The sequence below is a fragment of the Tamlana sp. I1 genome (assembly GCF_015355625.1).
In the GTDB taxonomy this organism is placed as follows: domain Bacteria; phylum Bacteroidota; class Bacteroidia; order Flavobacteriales; family Flavobacteriaceae; genus Pseudotamlana.
Genome location: NZ_JACLAF010000006.1, coordinates 187,372 through 206,029 on the forward strand (window position 1 = coordinate 187,372; position 18,658 = coordinate 206,029).

Sequence of the window (18,658 nt, forward strand, 5' to 3'; positions counted from 1 at the left end):
AATGAAAAATTATCAAGATTGGATAATAGATGAACTTGAAAGTTGGAAACAAACTTTTAATAATCAATATCCTGACCATAAGGAACAAGTGATTTCAGAAGAGAAAAACAGCTATGATGAAATTCAAACATTAATAGAAAAAATTACTAAAAACGAATGTTCTAAAATCGATTACGAAAACATTCTATTTCATCTTTGGCAAATTAAGCATGAATCCTAATGTAATTTTTATTTTATTACAGAATAAAAACTAAATCACTTTTTAGTTCATGTAAATTTAGCTCTCTTGTCAAAAGGATTCCTATGAAAACAATTCCCGTTACTTGTGCTATAGTTCATTTCGAAGATAAGATCTTAGCCGTTCAAAGAAGCAAAGCAATGAAACTTCCTTTGAAATGGGAATTCGCAGGCGGTAAAATTGAAACTGGAGAAACGGAAATAGACTGTATTCATAGGGAGATTTTTGAAGAATTAAATATTCATATTGAAGTCCAACAAAGATTGACTCCTGTAATTCATGAATACCCAGATTTCAAAATTAAACTCATCCCATTCATTGCTAAGTTTATTTCAGGAGAATTACAACTTAAAGAACATGCTGATTTTATTTTAGCAAATAAAGAGGAGCTACCTAACTTAGATTGGGCAGAAGCAGATTTACCAATTTTAAAAGAATATTTATCATTATGAATCAAGGTATTTACGAAGAATTAATCACTCAGCTTATTAATACAAAATTGAGTGAGCTTGATAAAGATGAGTTCTTTTTAAAGAAAAGCTTAATTGATAAGGAGGAAGCTTCAACAATTCTTTCTAAACATTTAGGAAAAACAATAAAACAAGCTTTTGATTTTATTGGGAAAACGAAGGTAGAGGAACAGATTAAAATTGCGAATAAAATTATAAATCTACTTAAAGAAGAGCTAAACAAACAAGAATTTAAAGATGATTTAGTAGATATTGAAGGTGAGATTTTAAAAGCCGTGTTTTCTAAAACTGATGCTCATTTTACAAATTTAGATTTACGTCTCAAGGAAATAACACCATACACAACATTAACCCAAAGTGAACTATTTACCGGAGGGAATGGTGGACTATCATTAGAAAGCGAACTCAAAAAAGAAATTCTATCATCTAACCAAATAAACTTATTAGTCTCTTTTATAAAATTTAAAGGCATCATTATTCTTGAAAAAGAATTAAGAGAATTTACTGAACGTGGCGGAAAATTAAAAGTAATTACTACAACTTATATTGGAGCAACAGACTATAAAGCGATTCAATTACTAGCAAAGCTACCAAATACAGAAGTAAAAATATCGTATAATACGTCTAACGAAAGATTACACGCCAAAGCTTATTTATTTTATAGAGATACAGGATTTCATACCGCTTATATAGGTTCTTCGAATTTTTCAAGGTCCGCGCTCACCGATGGGTTAGAATGGAACTTAAAAATTACAACTAAAGAAGTAAGCCATATTATAGACAAGTTTCAAAAAACTTTTGATGCATATTGGCAAAGTGATGACTTCGAATTATTTGATGACTCTATTCATAAGGAAAAGCTTCAAAATGCACTAAAACAAAGTAAATTTAGTAAGCCTTATGAAAACTCAACTACTTTTTTTGACATTAAACCATTTCCATATCAATATGAAGTTTTAGAAAAATTAGAAGTAGAAAGAAGCATTCACAATCGATATCGAAATTTGGTAGTTGCAGCTACCGGAACAGGTAAAACAGTTATTTCTGCTTTCGATTATAAACGATTTAAACAAGAAAATAAATCAGCAAAACTACTTTTTCTTGCTCATAGAAAAGAGATACTTCAAAAATCACTTTCAACCTTTCAAGGTGTTTTAAGAAATAATAATATTGGAGAATTATGGGTCGACGGTCTCGTCCCTGATAATTTTGAATACGTATTTGCTTCAGTTCAAACGGTAAACAATCAGTACAAAAATTATAATCTGACACCAGAATATTATGACTACATCATTATTGATGAATGTCATCACCAAATAGCAAATAGTTATCGAGAAATCATTAATTATTTTAACCCAAAAATTCTACTAGGTCTTACAGCAACCCCTGAACGAATGGATGGTGGAGATATTTTAGAGGATTTTGAAAATAAAATTGCCGCAGAAATTAGGTTACCCGAAGCAATGAACCGAAAACTACTGTGTCCTTTTCAATACTTTGGAATTACAGATAGTATCGATTTAACGAATGTTAAATGGGTTAGAGGAAAATACGTTGCTAGCGAGTTAACCGATTTATACACAGGAAGCGACAGAAGAGTTCGAGAGATAATTGATGCCCTAGAAAAGTATACAAAAGACATAAGTGACGTTAGAGCTTTGGGGTATTGTGTTTCTATGGAACATGCGAAATACATGGCCGAAAAATTTACTCTAGCAGGATTTAAAGTCGATTATTTAACAAGTAAAAACAGTAATGACAGAGTTTCTATTCGTCAAAAATTAGAAAAAAAAGAAATCAATTACTTATTTGTGGTAGACATGTTTAACGAAGGTATTGACATCCCTGAAATTGACACCGTCCTATTTCTAAGACCTACAGAAAGTTTAACTGTGTTTTTACAGCAATTAGGCAGAGGCTTAAGGCTTCATGAAGATAAAGACTGTCTAACTGTTCTAGACTTTGTTGGTAATTCTAAACCTGAATACAATTTTGAAAGCAAATTTAGAGCCTTAATAGGTAAAACAAACACGACTGTTTTAAAAGAAGTTGAAGATGATTTCCCTCACCTTCCTTTAGGCTGCTCCATTGTTTTAGAAAAAAAGACTAAAGAAACAATTCTTAAAAATATCTCTGCAGCAACTTCATTAAATAAAAACAAATTAATTCAAAAAATTCAACAATTTCAACATGACACCAATTTACCATTAACTATTGGCAATTTTAGTACCTTTTACAATATTCCATTCCAATCAATTTACAAAAGAGGAAGTTGGAAACGCTTATGCCAATTGGCAGGAAAAATAGATGATTTTGATTCTGTTAACGAAAAAGCTATTGTATCTGCTATTTCAAAAAAATGGCTTTCAACAAATTCATTAAGCTACTTTACATTCCTACTTCAACTAGCAAAACAAAAATTCAAAATAAATAAATCTAGATTAACCGAGAATGAAAAAACCATGCTTCTCATGCTCCATTACGATGTTTGGCAAAAAGAAGGCGGTTTTGCCTCTTTAGAACAAAGCATCGAACAAATTGGAAAAAACACCATTTTAGTTGAAGAAATTATTGAGGTTTTAGTACTATTAATTGAAAAGATTAATTTTAAAGAACTTTCTATATCACTTCCATATCAGCAACCTTTAAAAGTTCACAGCCGTTATACTCGAGACCAGATTTTAGTAGCTTTCAACAAAAGTAGTTTTGAAAAAAAGTATTTAAGTATGGAAGGCACTGTTGAAAACAAAAATTTAAACACAGAACTTTTATTCATTAACCTCATCAAATCTGAAGAAAACTTTTCTCCAACAACTATGTACGATGATTATGCCGTTAACGAATTATTGTTTCATTGGCAAACACAAAACTCAGCTAGGCCAGATACTGGCAAAGGACTATCATACATAAACCATAAAAAAACAAAAAAACGAGTTTTACTTTTCGTTAGAGAAAAAGCAAAAGACGCTTATGATAACACTGCTGGCTACGTTTTTATTGGTGAAGGTCATATAAAAGATTATTACGGCTCAAAACCTATGAGCATCAACTGGGAACTCCAAGAGCCGATGCCACATTATTTATGGAAAGATGCCGCAAAGCTTTCTGTTGGTTAAACCCTACCTACGCTTCTTATTCTTCTTCCCTTGAAACTTCACCTTATTCTTGCGTTTATTAAAAGGCACGGCATCATCAAAAGTATGTTTAGCATCGCCTTTAGGTTTGTTTTTACGCCATTTTTCGTTCTTTTCTGGAAGTAGCACTTTTAGTAAATCCTGACGCCCTAGTTTGTTTAAAGTCTTTTTAATCCAGGCTTTATTTTCGTCTTTATACCAAAAGAAAAAACGGTGTTGTTCCTCTTTTTCTTTAGCCGTAATAGGCGTTTTTACTTTTTTAAGCGTGTATGGGTGGTAACCACTATAATAAATTACGGTAGCCACCGTCATAGGTGTTGGCGTAAAACCTTGCACTTGCTCCAATTGGAAGCCCATATCTTTGGTTTCGGCAGCCAGGTTAGCCATATCTTCAGCCTCACACGCTGGGTGATTCGAAATAAAATACGGAATCAACTGCAGCTTCAGCTTATGCTTTACATTTATTTTATCGAAGCGCTCCTTAAACTTATGGAAGTAACTAAACGAAGGCTTACGCATCAATTTTAAAACAGGATCACTGGTATGTTCTGGCGCTACCTTTAAACGTCCAGAAATATGCTTGGTCATCACCTCTTCGGTGTAATCGTCTAATTCTTTCGGGTCGGCATTTTTATTAAATTCCGGCACCAACATATCATGACGAATACCACTACCAATAAAGGATTTTTTAATTTTCGGGTGACTATCAACCGCTTGGTATAACTTGGTTAACGGCTTGTGCGAGGTATCTAAATTACTGCAAATTACAGGCGAAATACAGGAAGGCGCCACACACTTATCGCAAATGGACTGTACTTTCCCTTGCATTTTATACATGTTAGCACTTGGGCCACCAATATCAGACAAATAGCCTTTAAAATCGGGCATATTCGCTACTTTATCCACCTCACGAAGCACCGACTCCTGACTCCTAGATGCAATAAACTTCCCCTGGTGTGCCGAAATGGTACAGAAACTACAGCCTCCAAAACACCCACGGTGAATATTTATCGAGAACTTGATCATTTCAAAGGCAGGAATTGGTCCGCGTTTGTTGTATTTCGGGTGCGGTAAACGCGTGTACGGCAACTCGAACGAGGCATCAATCTCGTCTTCGGTCATGGTTGGGTACGGCGGATTAATCATCAAGGTTTTATCACCTATCTTCTGAAAAATACGTCGCGCCGCCAATTTATTACTCTCCTGCTCTATCGTTTTAAAGTTAGAAGCATAGGCTTTTTTATCCTTTAAACAGGTTTCATGCGACTGGATTTCAACATCTTCCCAGTTACTGTTTTTCGGAATCTTATCATCACCATCAACCAATAAGGCTGTTTGTTTCACCGTGTTTATACTACTAAAAGGCACCCCTTTTTGCATTAAACGCACCACTTCTCGTAAAGGTTGCTCGCCCATACCGTAAACCAACATATCGGCTTTCGAGGTTTCTAAAATAGAAGGTAATAGCTTATCGCTCCAATAATCGTAGTGGGTAACACGTCGTAAAGACGCTTCAATCCCACCAATTAAAATAGGAACATCGGGAAATTTATCTTTTAATATTTTCGAATACACCGAAGTGGCGTAATCTGGTCTAAAACCAATATCGCCATTCGGCGTATAAGCATCTTTATCACGACGTTTTTTATTCGCGTTATAATTGCTAATCATTGGGTCCATACAGCCCCCGGTAATCGCAAAAAACAATTTTGGTGTTCCCAGCTTTTCAAAATCCTGAAGGTTATCATTCACATTAGGCTGCGGAACAATCGCTACACGCAATCCGTAACTTTCCAGAATACGTCCAATAACAGCAGGCCCGAACGATGGATGATCCACGTAGGCATCGCCACTAAATAATATCACGTCTAGGGCATCCCAGCCGCGTATTTTCACCTCTTTGTTTGTGGTAGGTAACCAATCTGAAAGTTGTAACTCTTGCATAGCGCTGCAAATTTAGTCAAAAAAAGACTCTTAAATGTTAAATGTAAATAATTTGGGCGTTACCCAAGGGTCAGGCTTTCAACTATATCTTTTTTGTTCATAAACATTTAGGTCATTAATCATGTATTTTCTAAACTTCATATTTACGTTCTAAACCAACTTTAGGACACACAAAAAAGGATGCCGTTTCAATCCCTAACGCGGAAGTTTCGTCTTTGATTAATGGTTCTGTTTTAATTTTGATAAAACAAAGAAAACACCACAAACCCCTGAGATTCCACAGACCCTTCAGGTTTCAAAACCTGAAAGGTCTTTTCATTCTAAAACAAAAAAAATCAATTGAGGATATTCCTATTCAGCATCTTTAATAAGACTATTTTTCACCAAAGACTTAATCATGAGACCCTGAAACGCCATGCCTGCCGGCAGGAGTTCAATGTGACGGCAACTCAACAATTAACCGATTAAACAAATAAACGCCCATTACAAATCTATCGCTTTCAAGCTCTCAATACGGTTTCTAACTAAGAAATCGTCAATCGTTTCGAAATGCTCGATAACACGTTGGTCTTTAAATTCGAATACTTTTTTAGATAAGCCTTGAAGAAAATCTCTATCGTGAGAAACCAAAACCAAAGTACCATCAAAATCTAATAAAGCCTCTTTTAAAACATCTTTCGATTTTAAATCTAAGTGGTTAGTAGGCTCATCGAGAATCAGCAAGTTTACGGGTTCTAGTAATAATTTCACCATGGCTAATCTGGTTTTTTCACCACCAGAAAGTACCCCTACTTTTTTATCGATAGCATCGCCTTTAAACATAAAGCGTCCTAAAATGTTCTTTATTTGCTTTCGCACATCGCCTTGAGCGACTTCATCAACGGTTTGGAATACGGTAAGTTCTTCATCTAACAAGGCCGCTTGGTTTTGTGCAAAGTAGCCCACCTGTACATTATGACCTAAAGCACAAGTACCTTCAACATCAATTTCACCTAAAATAGCTTTAATCATGGTCGATTTTCCTTCACCATTACGACCTACGAAACACACTTTTTCACCTCTTGCAATAGACATGCTGGCATTTTTAAACACCACATGATCGCCGTAAGATTTCGACACCTCTTTTACAGTAATAGGATAATCGCCTGAACGCTGAGTTTTAGGGAAACGTAATTTTAAGGCCGAAGTATCGATATCGTCCACTTCAATAATCTCTAACTTTTCAAGCATACGCTCGCGCGAATTCACCTGATTGGTTTTAGAATAGGTTCCTTTAAAGCGTTCGATAAAGGCCATATTATCGGCAATAAATTTTTGCTGCTCTTCGTAAGCTTTTATTTGATGCGCTCTACGCTCTTCACGCAATTGTAAATAATGGGAGTAATTGGCTTTGTAATCGTAAATACGCCCCATAGTCACTTCAATCGTTCTATTGGTAATATTATCAATAAAGGCTTTATCGTGTGAAATCACCACGACGGCATTGGCTTTATTCAGTAAAAAATCTTCCAACCAAATAACCGACTCTATATCTATATGATTCGTTGGCTCATCTAAAAGGATTAAATCAGGCTTTTGTAGTAATATTTTAGCCAGCTCGATACGCATACGCCATCCGCCACTAAATTCGTTAGTTAATCGTGTAAAATCTTCTTGTTTGAAACCTAGTCCTTTTAATGCCTTTTCAACTTCAGCATCGTAATTCACATCTTCTAAAGCATAATACTTCTCACCCAGATCGGAAACGCGTTCAATAATTTTCATATAATCATCCGATTCGTAATCTGTACGTGTTTCTAGTTGCTTATTTAAAGCTTCCATTTCGTTACGCATTTCGAATACATGACTAAAAGCTTTAGACGCTTCATCGAAAACAGTGGTATTATCCTCCGTTAATAAATGTTGAGGCAAATAAGCAATTACAGCATCCTTAGGAAAACGCACGTTGCCTCTACTAGGGCTTAGTTCTCCTGCAATAATTTTCATCATGGTAGATTTTCCTGCACCATTCTTACCCATTAATGCAATTTTATCGTTGGCATTTATGGTAAATGACACGTCACTGAACAAGGTATGTCCGCTAAACTCTACGGCTAAATTATCAACTGAAATCATATTCAAAAATTTAAAGCTGCAAAACTAATAAAAGCATGGTCTTGAAAAACAAATATTTAACTAAAAATGATTTTCAATTTAAAGGGCTTATAATGAATTCAAAATCAGTTAATAAGTACAATTAAAAATAAGTGAGCTCACTATTTGGTAATCAAATATATAATCGTAAATTTGCAAACTCTTTTTAAGAGAGGAATGTTTAATAATTAAAAATAATTAGTGTGGACACATTAAGCTACAAAACGATTTCAGCCAACAAAGCTACTGTAGATAAGCAGTGGGTAGTTGTTGATGCTGAAGGTCAAGCGCTTGGTCGTTTAGGCTCTAAAGTTGCAAAACTTTTAAGAGGTAAACACAAGCCAAACTTCACACCTCATGTTGATTGTGGTGATAACGTAATTGTTATCAATGCCGAAAAAATCACATTATCTGGTAACAAATGGAACGACAAAACGTACATTCGTCACACAGGATACCCAGGTGGTCAAAGAAGTTTAACTGCTACAGAATTGTATGGTAAAGATCCTGCAAGAGTAGTAGAAAAATCAGTTAAAGGAATGTTACCTAAAAACAAATTAGGTGCAGATTTATTCCGTAATCTAACAGTTGTTGTTGGTGACAAGCATGCACATGCAGCTCAAAAACCTAAAACAATTAACTTAAACGAATTCAAGTAATGGAAGTAATTCACAAAATTGGCCGTAGAAAGACGGCTGTTGCTCGTGCTTATGTTTCTCCAGGAAAAGGAAACATTACGATTAATAAAAAAGACTTAACTAATTACTTTACTACAGCTACCTTACAGTACAAAGTAAAGCAACCTTTAGTTTTGACTAACAATGACAGCAACTTTGATATTACAGTAAATGTATATGGAGGTGGTATTACTGGACAAGCAGAAGCTGTTCGTTTAGCAATTTCTCGCGCTATGTGTGAGGTTGATGCTGAGAACAGATTAACACTTAAGCCAGAAGGTTTATTAACTAGAGATCCAAGAATGGTAGAGCGTAAGAAATTCGGTCAGAAGAAAGCGCGTAAAAAATTCCAATTCTCGAAACGTTAATATCCTGGACTTGGTTCAGGATCTGTATATCAGATTCCTTTATCATTTTCAAACAGAATTAAAATTTTAAAACAAGTTATTGTTGCCTTGATTGTAAAATCAAGATTTAGTTTAGCATCTAAATGAAGCCAAAAGCAAAGCTAAAAAAGCTTAAAGCCCAATGGAACATTGCTAATTCAACAGAACGTAAACTATCACAAAAATGGCAGTAGAAGTAAAAGAATTACTTGAAGCAGGTGTACACTTTGGACACCTTACACGTAAGTGGGATCCAAACATGGCGCCTTACGTATACATGGAGCGTAATGGCATCCACATTATAAACTTATACAAAACAGCAGCTAAAATTGACGAAGCTGGAGCAGCACTTGCTAAAATTGCAGCTTCTGGTCGTAAAATTTTATTTGTTGCTACAAAAAAACAAGCAAAAGACATCGTTGCTGAAAAAGCTGGCGACATTAACATGCCTTACATCACTGAAAGATGGCCTGGTGGAATGTTAACAAACTTTGTTACTATTAGAAAAGCTGTTAAAAAAATGGCTTCTATTGATAGAATGAAGAAAGACGGAACTTTCTTAACGCTTTCTAAAAAGGAACGTTTACAAGTTGATCGTTTAAGAGCTAAGTTAGAGAAAAACTTAGGTTCTATTGTAGACATGACACGTTTACCGGGTGCTTTATTTGTAGTAGATATTAAACGTGAGCATATCGCGATTAAAGAAGCTCAAAAATTAAACATTCCAATTTTTGCAATGGTTGACACTAACTCTGACCCACGTCAAGTTGATTATGTAATCCCTGCAAATGATGACGCTTCTAAATCGATAGATAAAATTTTATCTCACGTAACAACTGCTATCGCAGGTGGTTTAGCAGAACGCAAAGCAGAAAAAGATGCAGCTCCTGCAAAGGAAGATGATGCACCTAAAGCTAAAAAAGCTGCTGCTAAAAAAGCAACTGCTGAAGAAGAAGAATAAATAACATTAATACAACACAAATAAGTCGTTTAGTTCTTTTCTTTACAGAAAATGTATTGAACGACTTTTTTAAATTATAATCACTATGAGTACTACAGTAAAAGTAACAGCAGCTGAAGTTAACAAATTAAGACAAGCAACTGGTGCAGGAATGATGGACTGCAAAAAAGCTTTAGTAGAAGCTGAAGGTAACTTTGATAAAGCTATCGAAGTTTTACGTAAAAAAGGACAAAAAGTAGCAGAAAAAAGAGCCGATAGAGATTCTTCTGAAGGTGCTGCTGTAGCTAAAATTAATGCAGACCAAACTGCTGGTGTTGCTATTGTATTAGGTTGTGAAACTGACTTTGTTGGTAAAAACGAAAACTTCTTGGCTTTAGCTAATCAATTAGCTGATATCGCTTTAAATACAACTTCTAAAGAAGAGTTTTTAGCTGCCGATTTTGGAGGTATGACTGTTGCAGACAAATTAGTTGAACAAACTGGTGTTGTTGGTGAAAAATTAGACATCACTTCTTTCGAAAAATTAGAAGCTCCTTATGTTGGTGCTTACGTACACATTAACAAAATTGCTGCTTTAGTAGGATTAACTGCAAAAGTTGATAACGCTGAAACTTTAGTTAAAGATGTAGCGATGCAAGTTGCTTCAATGGGCGCAACTTCTTTATCTTACAAAGATTTCGATCCTGCTTTCGTTGCTTCTGAAACTGAAGCTAGAATCGCAGTTATCGAAAAAGATAATATCGAATTAGGGCGTTTAGGAAAAACCCTTAAAAACGTACCTCAGTACATCTCTATGCAACAATTAACTCCTGAAGTTCTTGCTGCTGCTGAAGAAACTGCAAAAGCTGAGTTAGCTGCTGAAGGTAAACCTGAGAAAATTTGGGGTAACATCTTACCAGGTAAAATGCAACGTTTTATCTCTGATAACACCACTTTAGATCAAGAGCAATGTTTATTAGACCAAAGATTCATCAAAGATGATAAAAAATCTGTAGCTGAGTATGTTTCTACATTCGGCGATGTTGAAATCTCTGGATTTAAACGTGCTTCTGTAGGATAATATAATTCCTGTGAAAACAGGAACCTTACAATATAAACCACCATTCTTGTTTAAGAGTGGTGGTTTTTTTTATTCTTAAATTCTGAATTCAGATAAATTCAAAAAAATAAAAATTTTATGTAGTTTTGCTAAACTTTATTCTCACGGGGGTGAGAAGCTTAAAACGATTAATCCAGTCCATGAAATACAAAAGAATACTTCTAAAACTCTCAGGAGAGGCCTTAATGGGTAAACGCCAATATGGTATCGATCCAGAACGTCTAGCAGAATACGCACAAGACATTAAAACCATTACCGATAAAGGCGTACAAGTTGCCATAGTTATTGGTGGCGGAAACATTTTTAGAGGTGTTTCTGGAGCTAGTAAAGGCATGGATCGTGTACAGGGCGACCACATGGGTATGCTGGCAACCGTGATTAACGGATTAGCATTACAAAGTGCTTTGGAAGATGCCGATATCCCAACGCGTTTGCAATCTGCGATAAAAATTAACGAAGTTGCCGAACCTTTTATTAGAAGAAAAGCCATTCGTCATCTCGAAAAAGGCCGCGTGGTTATTTTTGGAGGTGGTACAGGAAATCCTTACTTTACAACAGATTCTGCAGCTGTTTTACGCGCTATCGAAATTGAAGCCGATGTGATTTTAAAAGGCACTCGTGTAGATGGTATTTACAATGCAGATCCTGAAAAAGATAATACAGCCGTTAAATTTAAAAGCATCACGTTTGATGATGTTTTACGTAAGGGCCTAAAAGTGATGGACACCACAGCCTTTACATTAAGTCAAGAAAATAAATTACCAATTATTGTTTTTGATATGAACACGATTGGAAACTTGTTAAAAGTGGTTTCGGGCGAAAATATTGGAACCGTAGTTAACGTATAAGAATTGACATATTTTTGATTTAATCACAAAAAGTTAAAACAATGAACGAAGACGTACAATTTATATTAGACAGCGCAAAAGAGGCTATGGAAAATGCCATTATCCATCTTGAAAAGCAATTCACAAATATTAGAGCTGGAAAAGCAAGTCCTGCCATGCTTGGTAGTGTTATGGTAGATTATTACGGGTCGCAAACCCCTTTAAGTCAAGTAGCCAATGTTAATACTCCAGATGGAAGAACCATAACAGTTCAACCTTGGGAAAAAAACATGTTACAAGAAATTGAACGCGGAATTGCTTACGCCAATCTTGGTTTTAATCCAATGAACAACGGGGAAGTTATTATTATAAATGTACCGCCTTTAACTGAAGAGCGTCGTAGAGACCTAGCAAAGCAAGCTAAAGCTGAAGCTGAAGATGCTAAAGTTAGTATTAGATCGGCTCGTAAAGAAGCGAATCATGAGTTAAAAAAGAACGACGATATTTCTGAAGATTTAAAGAAAAACGGCGAAATTGACGTACAACAGCTAACAGACAAATATGTTAAAAGGGTTGATGACGTTTATGAAAATAAGGAAAAAGAAATCATGACCGTATAAAAAACTAAAAAGCGACAATATTGTCGCTTTTTTTGTATCTCTTTTTAGTCTTCGTACTGCACGTACTAATACAAAACATCATACTATTATTCTGCCACTTCTTATTTTTACAAATTTTGATACTTCACATCATTGGCAGAACAGCCTGTAGATATAAAAAAACCAGTTACTTTCGTCAATCATGTATCATCTCAATGATTAACTAACACTAATAATCTGAACAAACCACAAATATTACAAGGCTTCTCTATTGCTGGACTAAACAGTTTTAAGCCCATATCTTTTAACGAGCTTTTTTCTGATAGGCTTTTCACCCTTCAACAAAAATATTTCATAAAACATTTAATATTTTCACCAAAATACACGACACAGTTAGTGTTAATTACACGATATGCGCTTGGTAATGTGGCAAACCCAAAACGACATATTTCTACACTTTAAACTATAGTTATACAGAATCTGATTTCGAAAATAATAAATTATAATATGGGTTTGGCTTAAGTTTCAGCTACCAACTTTTCCCGATAATATTGCATTTAAAATCACTTTTAACGTCTCATTATAAGGTATTCTACTCGTTTTCCCTACCTTTGCGAACTTTAAAATAAAGCATGCTTAAACTTTTTACCGAAAATTTTTGGGACGCCGTTGCAAGACTCATTTTACGTAATAAAATTATCATTCTTGTTGGTATCGTTATAGCCACCTTTCTGTTAAGTCAGAAATGGGATAATATGCGCTTCACAAATACCGAGGCTAATTTACTGCCAGACGACCATGACGTAAACATAACCTATAATAATTTCTTAAAAACTTTTGGTGAGGAAGGTAATTTAATAATTCTTGGAGTTAAAGACAGCACCCTTTTTACTGTAGAAAAATTAAATGCATGGAATAAACTGGCAAACAGTTTTAAAGGCAATCCTTCTGTTGAAACCGTTGTTTCTATAAAAGACCTTCAAAAGCTTGTAAAAGATACTAAGGATAAAAAATTCATACTTGAACCCTTCATTAAAGATTCTGTAAGCTCGCTAGCACAAATAGAAACCTTAGAAAATGATTTGTTTAAAAAATACCCGTTTTACGATAACTTTCTATTCAATAAAGAAACGAAAACCATTCGAACGGCTATTTATCTAAAAAAAGATATTGTAAACACTTCAATACGAAAAGACTTTGTTCTTGATGAATTAATTCCGCAAATAAAAACCTTTGAAGACACCTATAATTTAGAAGTTAGAGCTTCTGGAATGCCGTATATTAGAACTCTAAATGCGCAAAACATTATAGATGAAATTGGGATGTTTGTTTTAGCAGCCCTTTTAGTAACTTCATTAATTTTCTTTTTCTTTTTTAGGTCGTTTAGAGCCACGTTTATATCTGTTATCGTAGTTTGTATCGGGGTGATGTGGAGCTTAGGCATCATAGGTTTTCTAAACTATGAAATCACCGTTTTAACAGCTTTAATTCCGCCTTTAATTATTGTTATAGGCATCCCTAATTGTATTTTCTTAATTAATAAATACCAGCACGAAGTTAAACTTCATGGTAATAAAATTAAATCTTTACAACGTGTTATTACAAAAGTGGGCAATGCCACACTAATGACGAATGTTACCACAGCCTCTGGTTTTGCAACATTCATTCTTACCGAAAGTAAACTTTTAAAAGAATTTGGTATTGTAGCTTCCTTAAGCATTTTGGCTATTTTCATGCTTTGTTTGCTTATTATTCCTATTATTTACGCCTTTTTACCCTCACCAAAAGACCGTCATTTAGAGCATTTAAACAGGCGTTGGATTGGCGGATTTGTAAACTGGATGGAGCGTATGGTAAGACATAAGCGTATTACCATTTACATTACGGCATTTATTTTAGTTGTAGTTAGTATTATAGGAATTTATCAAATAAAAATTTCGGGAAGCCTTATTGAAGACATGCCGCAACGATCGCAATTCGTTAAAGATATTCGGTTTTTTGAAGATGAATTTAATGGCATTATGCCTTTAGAAATCATGATAGACACCAAGCGTAAAAAAGGCGTTATGAAACGCTCTACACTAAAACGCATGGACGAATTAGAGGATTTAATTATTGAAATTCCAGAATTATCGAAGCCTATTTCGGTGGTTGGTTTGGTTAAATATTCAAAACAAGCTTATTATAACGGCAATACCAAATACTACCAATTGCCAACGGCACAAGAAAATAGTTTTATTTTATCCTACGCTAAAAACTCTTCATCAAATGTCGATTTGCTGAAAAACTTTGTAGATAGTACAGGCCAATATGCCCGTATAACGACCTTCATGAAGGATATTGGCACCGATAAAATGGAGCGCATTGAAGAAAATCTTCAAACAAAAATCGACAAAGTTTTTCCTAAGGAAAAATACAATGTTACCATGACAGGAAAAGCCTTGGTTTTTCAAAAGGGAACAAAATATTTAGTTAAAAACTTAGCCATTTCCCTGTCCTTAGCCATTATTTTAATCGCCCTTTTTATGGCCTATATGTTTAGGTCTGGGAGAATGATTATTGTTTCGCTCATACCAAACTTACTGCCATTGGTTATTACCGCTGGATTAATGGGCTATTTAGGTGTGCCTATAAAACCTTCAACCATTTTGGTATTTAGTATAGCTTTTGGTATTTCGGTAGATGATACCATTCACTTTTTAGCAAAATACAGACAAGAATTGCAAGCCAATAAATGGAAAATTAAAGTCTCTGTTTATGGCGCTTTACGCGAAACTGGAGTAAGCATGTTTTACACATCTATTGTGCTTTTCTTTGGTTTTTCAGTATTCACCATTTCTAGTTTTGGCGGTACGGTAGCTTTAGGTGCTTTAGTATCTATGACGCTATTATTTGCCATGCTTGCCAATTTATTACTGTTACCTTCATTATTACTGTCGTTGGAGCGTAGCATTGCTAATAAAAAGGTACTTAAAAAGCCTACGATTAATATTATTCCGAAGGAAGATGATAAGGGCGAAAAAGATTCTGAATTTTAAAAAAATCACAAAACAAGTCAAACAAAACATGTAACTATTTCAATTAAATCGAAATAGATGTTGTTTATTGTTTTATTTAAACCATCTTAAATTACAGATTCGCACATTATTTAGGTGAAAAAAACAAATTTCATATCATTTTATCGATTTATAATTTTAATTTTAGGGTTTTATTATTTTATATTTACAGTTTAATATCAATTGAAGATGCAGCAGAAAACTATTTCGGAACTATTAACACAAGACATTGTTATACCAGAGGTTGAAATTAAAGGATGGGTAAGAACTTTTAGAGCAAACCGTTTTATTGCTTTAAATGATGGCTCTACCATTAACAATATTCAATGTGTTGTCGATTTTGAAAAGTTTGATGAAGCTTTATTAAAAAGAATTACAACAGGCGCTGCCATTCACATAAAAGGGGAATTGGTGGAAAGCCAAGGAAAAGGACAAAAGGTTGAAATTCAAGTTTCTAACATTTGTATTTTAGGCGATTCAGACCCTGAAACCTACCCCATTCAACCTAAAAAACATTCTTTCGAATTTTTAAGAGAAAACGCCCATTTACGCACTAGAACCAATACGTTTAGCGCCGTAATGCGTTTGCGATCTTCATTATCTTTTGCCATTCATAAATACTTTAACGAGCACGGTTTTTACTATATGCATGCCCCTATTATTACAGGTAGCGATGCTGAAGGTGCCGGCGAAATGTTTAAAGTCACCAATCTTGATGCTAAAAATCCGCCACTAGATGACGCTGGACATGTAGATTATACTAAAGATTTCTTCGGAAAGGAAACCAATTTAACTGTTTCCGGACAATTAGAAGCCGAAACTTATGCCATGTCTTTAGGAAAAGTGTATACATTCGGACCTACGTTTAGAGCTGAAAACTCGAACACTTCGCGCCATTTAGCCGAATTTTGGATGATAGAACCCGAAGTGGCATTTATGGATTTGGCTGGAAACATGGATTTAGCTGAAGATTTCATGAAATCGGTTATTAAGTACATTCTAGAAAATAACAAAGAAGATTTAGAGTTTCTAGATAAACGTTTACAAGACGAGGACAAAGGCAAACCACAGGCAGAGCGTAGCGATATGACTTTAATTGAAAAATTAAACTTTGTAACCGACAACCATTTTAAAAGGGTAAGTTACACAGAGGCTATCGATATTTTACGCAATTGCAAGCCCAATAAGAAAAAGAAATTCAAATATATAATTGACGAATGGGGTACCGATTTACAAAGTGAACACGAACGTTACCTTGTAGAGAAACACTTTAAATGCCCTGTTATTTTATTTGATTACCCTGCCAATATTAAAGCCTTTTACATGCGTTTAAACGACGATGGTAAAACGGTTCGCGCTATGGACATTCTTTTCCCTGGAATTGGAGAAATAGTAGGCGGTGCACAACGTGAAGAGCGCCTTGATGTTTTAAAAGAAAAAATGGCTGCCATTAATATTCCTGAAGAAGAGCTTTGGTGGTATTTAGATTTACGTAAGTTTGGTACTGCGGTTCATTCTGGCTTTGGTTTAGGTTTCGAGCGATTGGTTATGTTTGCTACTGGAATGAGTAATATTCGAGATGTGATTCCTTTCCCAAGAACACCACAAAATGCTGAATTTTAAAGGCTAACAAAGAAATTGACGTTTTTTAGATGAATGCAATTTGTTATCATTCATTAATTATGTTACTTTACCGAAGATATTTACCAACCTCTTTTGAATAGCATTGATTTTATAACACCCAAAATAAAGGAATTACCAGAACAACCACATCCTTTAATCTCCTACTTTCGGGTAGGGCGTCTCCTTTATTATTCACTAATATTATTCGTTTTAGAATCTTGGTTTTATTGGATAAAACTAAAAGCTGCTTATATTGAAAGTCCAACCTGGGTGATTATTTTCTGGTGCTGGTGTTTTATGTTTTCGTTCGTTCATATTTTCCTTGTTATGATGGATGGCTGGTCGCGTTACCAAAATTACAAACGAGCTAAAGATCAATTTTACGTTTACGGCTATACCAAAAGAATTGCACAACTTTATATGGGGTCTAAATGCCAACGTATGGCAGCTATTGTAGCAGCTAGCGAGTTAGGTATTGAAGAAAAAGTAACATCCTTTTACGAATCAAAAGGAATTAAGTGGTACCATTACATACCTTATTTTATGGTAAAAGACCCTCTGTTTGCTTTTAAAAAATACTTCTGGAAACGTACTTTTCTAGAAAGAGGTTATCAATCTAAATTTGATTTTAGAACGCTTCAATTACAACTTAGTTTATGATTATATCTGGAAGCAACTTATCCAAATCATATAAATCCTTAAAAGCTTTAAATGATGTTTCAATTTCCTGTTCTGCAGGAAAAATTTCAGGAATTGTTGGTGCTAACGGTTCTGGAAAAACAACACTTTTTAAAATTTTATTAAAAATACTAAAACCCGATAGTGGCAGCGTTATTATAAACTCTAAACGCGTAAAACCTATTGGTGGCATAATAGAAAAACCCGCCTTATACGAATACTTAAACGCATACGATAATCTTAAACTTTTTGCGAGCATTCAAGGCGCAAAAAGCGATAAGGAATCCATTATAAATGGTTTGCTAAAAGTTGGGCTTCCGCTAGACCGAAAAGATCCTGTGAAAAACTTTTCAATGGGCATGAAACAGCGTCTTGGCATTGCCATTGCCTTACTAAACAACCCAGAATGTTTGGTACTAGACGAGCCTTTTTCAGGCTTAGACCCTATGGGAATTTCATCACTAAAAAAATTAATCATCACGCTTGCCGAAGAAGAAAAATTAGCCATTTTAATTTCGTCACACATTATCGACGAGCTGGCTAAAATCTGCCATACCCTAACTGTATTAAAAAAAGGGGAAATTGTTCATTCGGGCACAACCAAAGCTTTAATAAATAAAAGTACGCAAGCCTATACCATTTCGGCAAACAACATTGCAAATTCAAGCATATTACAAGCCTATAATACTGTTTTTAAAGAGAACAGTGTAACGGTACAAATTGACCCCGAACACATTGCTGTACTGCTTCAAAAGTTATATGAAGAGCACATTCAAATTGAATCCTGTGTTCCAGAAATTAACATGAATAAATTGTTTGAAACTTAAAATAGG

15 protein-coding genes are annotated in these 18,658 nt (G+C 34.7%); 13 read left to right on the forward strand and 2 right to left on the reverse strand.

Translation table 11 applies throughout. The annotated features are described in order from the left end of the window. Position 1: 1 nt before the first annotated feature. From H6X70_RS07065 to H6X70_RS07075, 3 genes are all read left to right on the forward strand, one after another. Entirely contained in the window at positions 2–220 is a 219-nt protein-coding gene (locus H6X70_RS07065; RefSeq protein WP_194766968.1) for a hypothetical protein, read from the forward strand. Between the two features lie 83 nt (positions 221–303). After that, positions 304–690, forward strand: a complete 387-nt coding sequence (locus H6X70_RS07070; protein ID WP_194766969.1) for a (deoxy)nucleoside triphosphate pyrophosphohydrolase — start codon at positions 304–306, stop codon at positions 688–690. After that, on the forward strand, positions 687–3,824 hold the full coding sequence (locus H6X70_RS07075) for a DUF3427 domain-containing protein (protein ID WP_194766970.1): 3,138 nt from the start codon (positions 687–689) through the stop codon (positions 3,822–3,824). Before H6X70_RS07070 ends, H6X70_RS07075 begins: the two co-directional genes overlap by 4 nt. A 3-nt stretch (positions 3,825–3,827) precedes the next feature. Here H6X70_RS07075 and H6X70_RS07080 read toward each other — a convergent pair whose 3' ends face one another. Beyond that, positions 3,828–5,786, reverse strand: coding sequence for a YgiQ family radical SAM protein (locus tag H6X70_RS07080; protein WP_194766971.1), 1,959 nt, complete (start codon positions 5,784–5,786; stop codon positions 3,828–3,830). Between the two features lie 483 nt (positions 5,787–6,269). After that, positions 6,270–7,901, reverse strand: coding sequence for an ABC-F family ATP-binding cassette domain-containing protein (locus tag H6X70_RS07085; RefSeq protein ID WP_194766972.1), 1,632 nt, complete (start codon positions 7,899–7,901; stop codon positions 6,270–6,272). Between the two features lie 221 nt (positions 7,902–8,122). On the opposite strand from H6X70_RS07085, the gene rplM reads away from it, so the two are divergent. From rplM to H6X70_RS07135, 10 genes are all read left to right on the forward strand, one after another. Beyond that, on the forward strand, positions 8,123–8,578 hold the full coding sequence (gene rplM / locus H6X70_RS07090; RefSeq protein ID WP_194766973.1) for a 50S ribosomal protein L13: 456 nt from the start codon (positions 8,123–8,125) through the stop codon (positions 8,576–8,578). Further along, entirely contained in the window at positions 8,578–8,964 is a 387-nt protein-coding gene (rpsI, locus tag H6X70_RS07095; protein ID WP_194766974.1) for a 30S ribosomal protein S9, read from the forward strand. The genes rplM and rpsI overlap by 1 nt, the downstream gene beginning before the upstream one ends. A gap of 202 nt (positions 8,965–9,166) precedes the next feature. After that, positions 9,167–9,943 (forward strand): 30S ribosomal protein S2, encoded by a 777-nt coding sequence (gene rpsB, locus H6X70_RS07100; protein ID WP_194766975.1) that lies wholly within the window; start codon positions 9,167–9,169, stop codon positions 9,941–9,943. Between the two features lie 85 nt (positions 9,944–10,028). Beyond that, a complete protein-coding gene (tsf, locus tag H6X70_RS07105; protein ID WP_194766976.1) occupies positions 10,029–11,003 on the forward strand; it encodes a translation elongation factor Ts in 975 nt (324 codons plus the stop codon). Between the two features lie 179 nt (positions 11,004–11,182). Continuing rightward, positions 11,183–11,890, forward strand: coding sequence for a UMP kinase (gene pyrH / locus H6X70_RS07110; RefSeq protein ID WP_228530293.1), 708 nt, complete (start codon positions 11,183–11,185; stop codon positions 11,888–11,890). A 41-nt stretch (positions 11,891–11,931) separates the two neighbouring features. Then, positions 11,932–12,489 carry a ribosome recycling factor gene (frr, locus tag H6X70_RS07115; RefSeq protein ID WP_194766977.1) on the forward strand — a complete coding sequence of 186 codons (558 nt, stop codon included), beginning with the start codon at positions 11,932–11,934 and terminating at the stop codon, positions 12,487–12,489. A gap of 611 nt (positions 12,490–13,100) precedes the next feature. After that, positions 13,101–15,506 carry an efflux RND transporter permease subunit gene (locus H6X70_RS07120; RefSeq protein ID WP_194766978.1) on the forward strand — a complete coding sequence of 802 codons (2,406 nt, stop codon included), beginning with the start codon at positions 13,101–13,103 and terminating at the stop codon, positions 15,504–15,506. Between the two features lie 207 nt (positions 15,507–15,713). After that, positions 15,714–17,147: an asparagine--tRNA ligase gene (gene asnS, locus H6X70_RS07125; protein WP_194766979.1), complete on the forward strand. Its 1,434-nt coding sequence runs from the start codon at positions 15,714–15,716 to the stop codon at positions 17,145–17,147. Between the two features lie 93 nt (positions 17,148–17,240). Beyond that, complete coding sequence (locus tag H6X70_RS07130) at positions 17,241–17,807, forward strand: hypothetical protein (protein WP_228530294.1); 567 nt, start codon at positions 17,241–17,243, stop codon at positions 17,805–17,807. Further along, complete coding sequence (locus H6X70_RS07135; protein WP_194766980.1) at positions 17,804–18,652, forward strand: ABC transporter ATP-binding protein; 849 nt, start codon at positions 17,804–17,806, stop codon at positions 18,650–18,652. The genes H6X70_RS07130 and H6X70_RS07135 overlap by 4 nt, the downstream gene beginning before the upstream one ends. Positions 18,653–18,658: the final 6 nt, after the last annotated feature.

Coding starts and splice junctions, on each gene's coding strand:
- frr (WP_194766977.1), top strand. CDS start 11,932: ATGAACGAAGACGTACAATTTATATTAGACAGCGCAAAAGAGGCTATG.
- H6X70_RS07065 (WP_194766968.1), top strand. CDS start 2: ATGAAAAATTATCAAGATTGGATAATAGATGAACTTGAAAGTTGGAAA.
- asnS (WP_194766979.1), top strand. CDS start 15,714: ATGCAGCAGAAAACTATTTCGGAACTATTAACACAAGACATTGTTATA.
- H6X70_RS07070 (WP_194766969.1), top strand. CDS start 304: ATGAAAACAATTCCCGTTACTTGTGCTATAGTTCATTTCGAAGATAAG.
- H6X70_RS07135 (WP_194766980.1), top strand. CDS start 17,804: ATGATTATATCTGGAAGCAACTTATCCAAATCATATAAATCCTTAAAA.
- H6X70_RS07075 (WP_194766970.1), top strand. CDS start 687: ATGAATCAAGGTATTTACGAAGAATTAATCACTCAGCTTATTAATACA.
- rpsI (WP_194766974.1), top strand. CDS start 8,578: ATGGAAGTAATTCACAAAATTGGCCGTAGAAAGACGGCTGTTGCTCGT.
- H6X70_RS07080 (WP_194766971.1), bottom strand. CDS start 5,786: ATGCAAGAGTTACAACTTTCAGATTGGTTACCTACCACAAACAAAGAG.
- rpsB (WP_194766975.1), top strand. CDS start 9,167: ATGGCAGTAGAAGTAAAAGAATTACTTGAAGCAGGTGTACACTTTGGA.
- tsf (WP_194766976.1), top strand. CDS start 10,029: ATGAGTACTACAGTAAAAGTAACAGCAGCTGAAGTTAACAAATTAAGA.
- H6X70_RS07085 (WP_194766972.1), bottom strand. CDS start 7,901: ATGATTTCAGTTGATAATTTAGCCGTAGAGTTTAGCGGACATACCTTG.
- H6X70_RS07120 (WP_194766978.1), top strand. CDS start 13,101: ATGCTTAAACTTTTTACCGAAAATTTTTGGGACGCCGTTGCAAGACTC.
- pyrH (WP_228530293.1), top strand. CDS start 11,183: ATGAAATACAAAAGAATACTTCTAAAACTCTCAGGAGAGGCCTTAATG.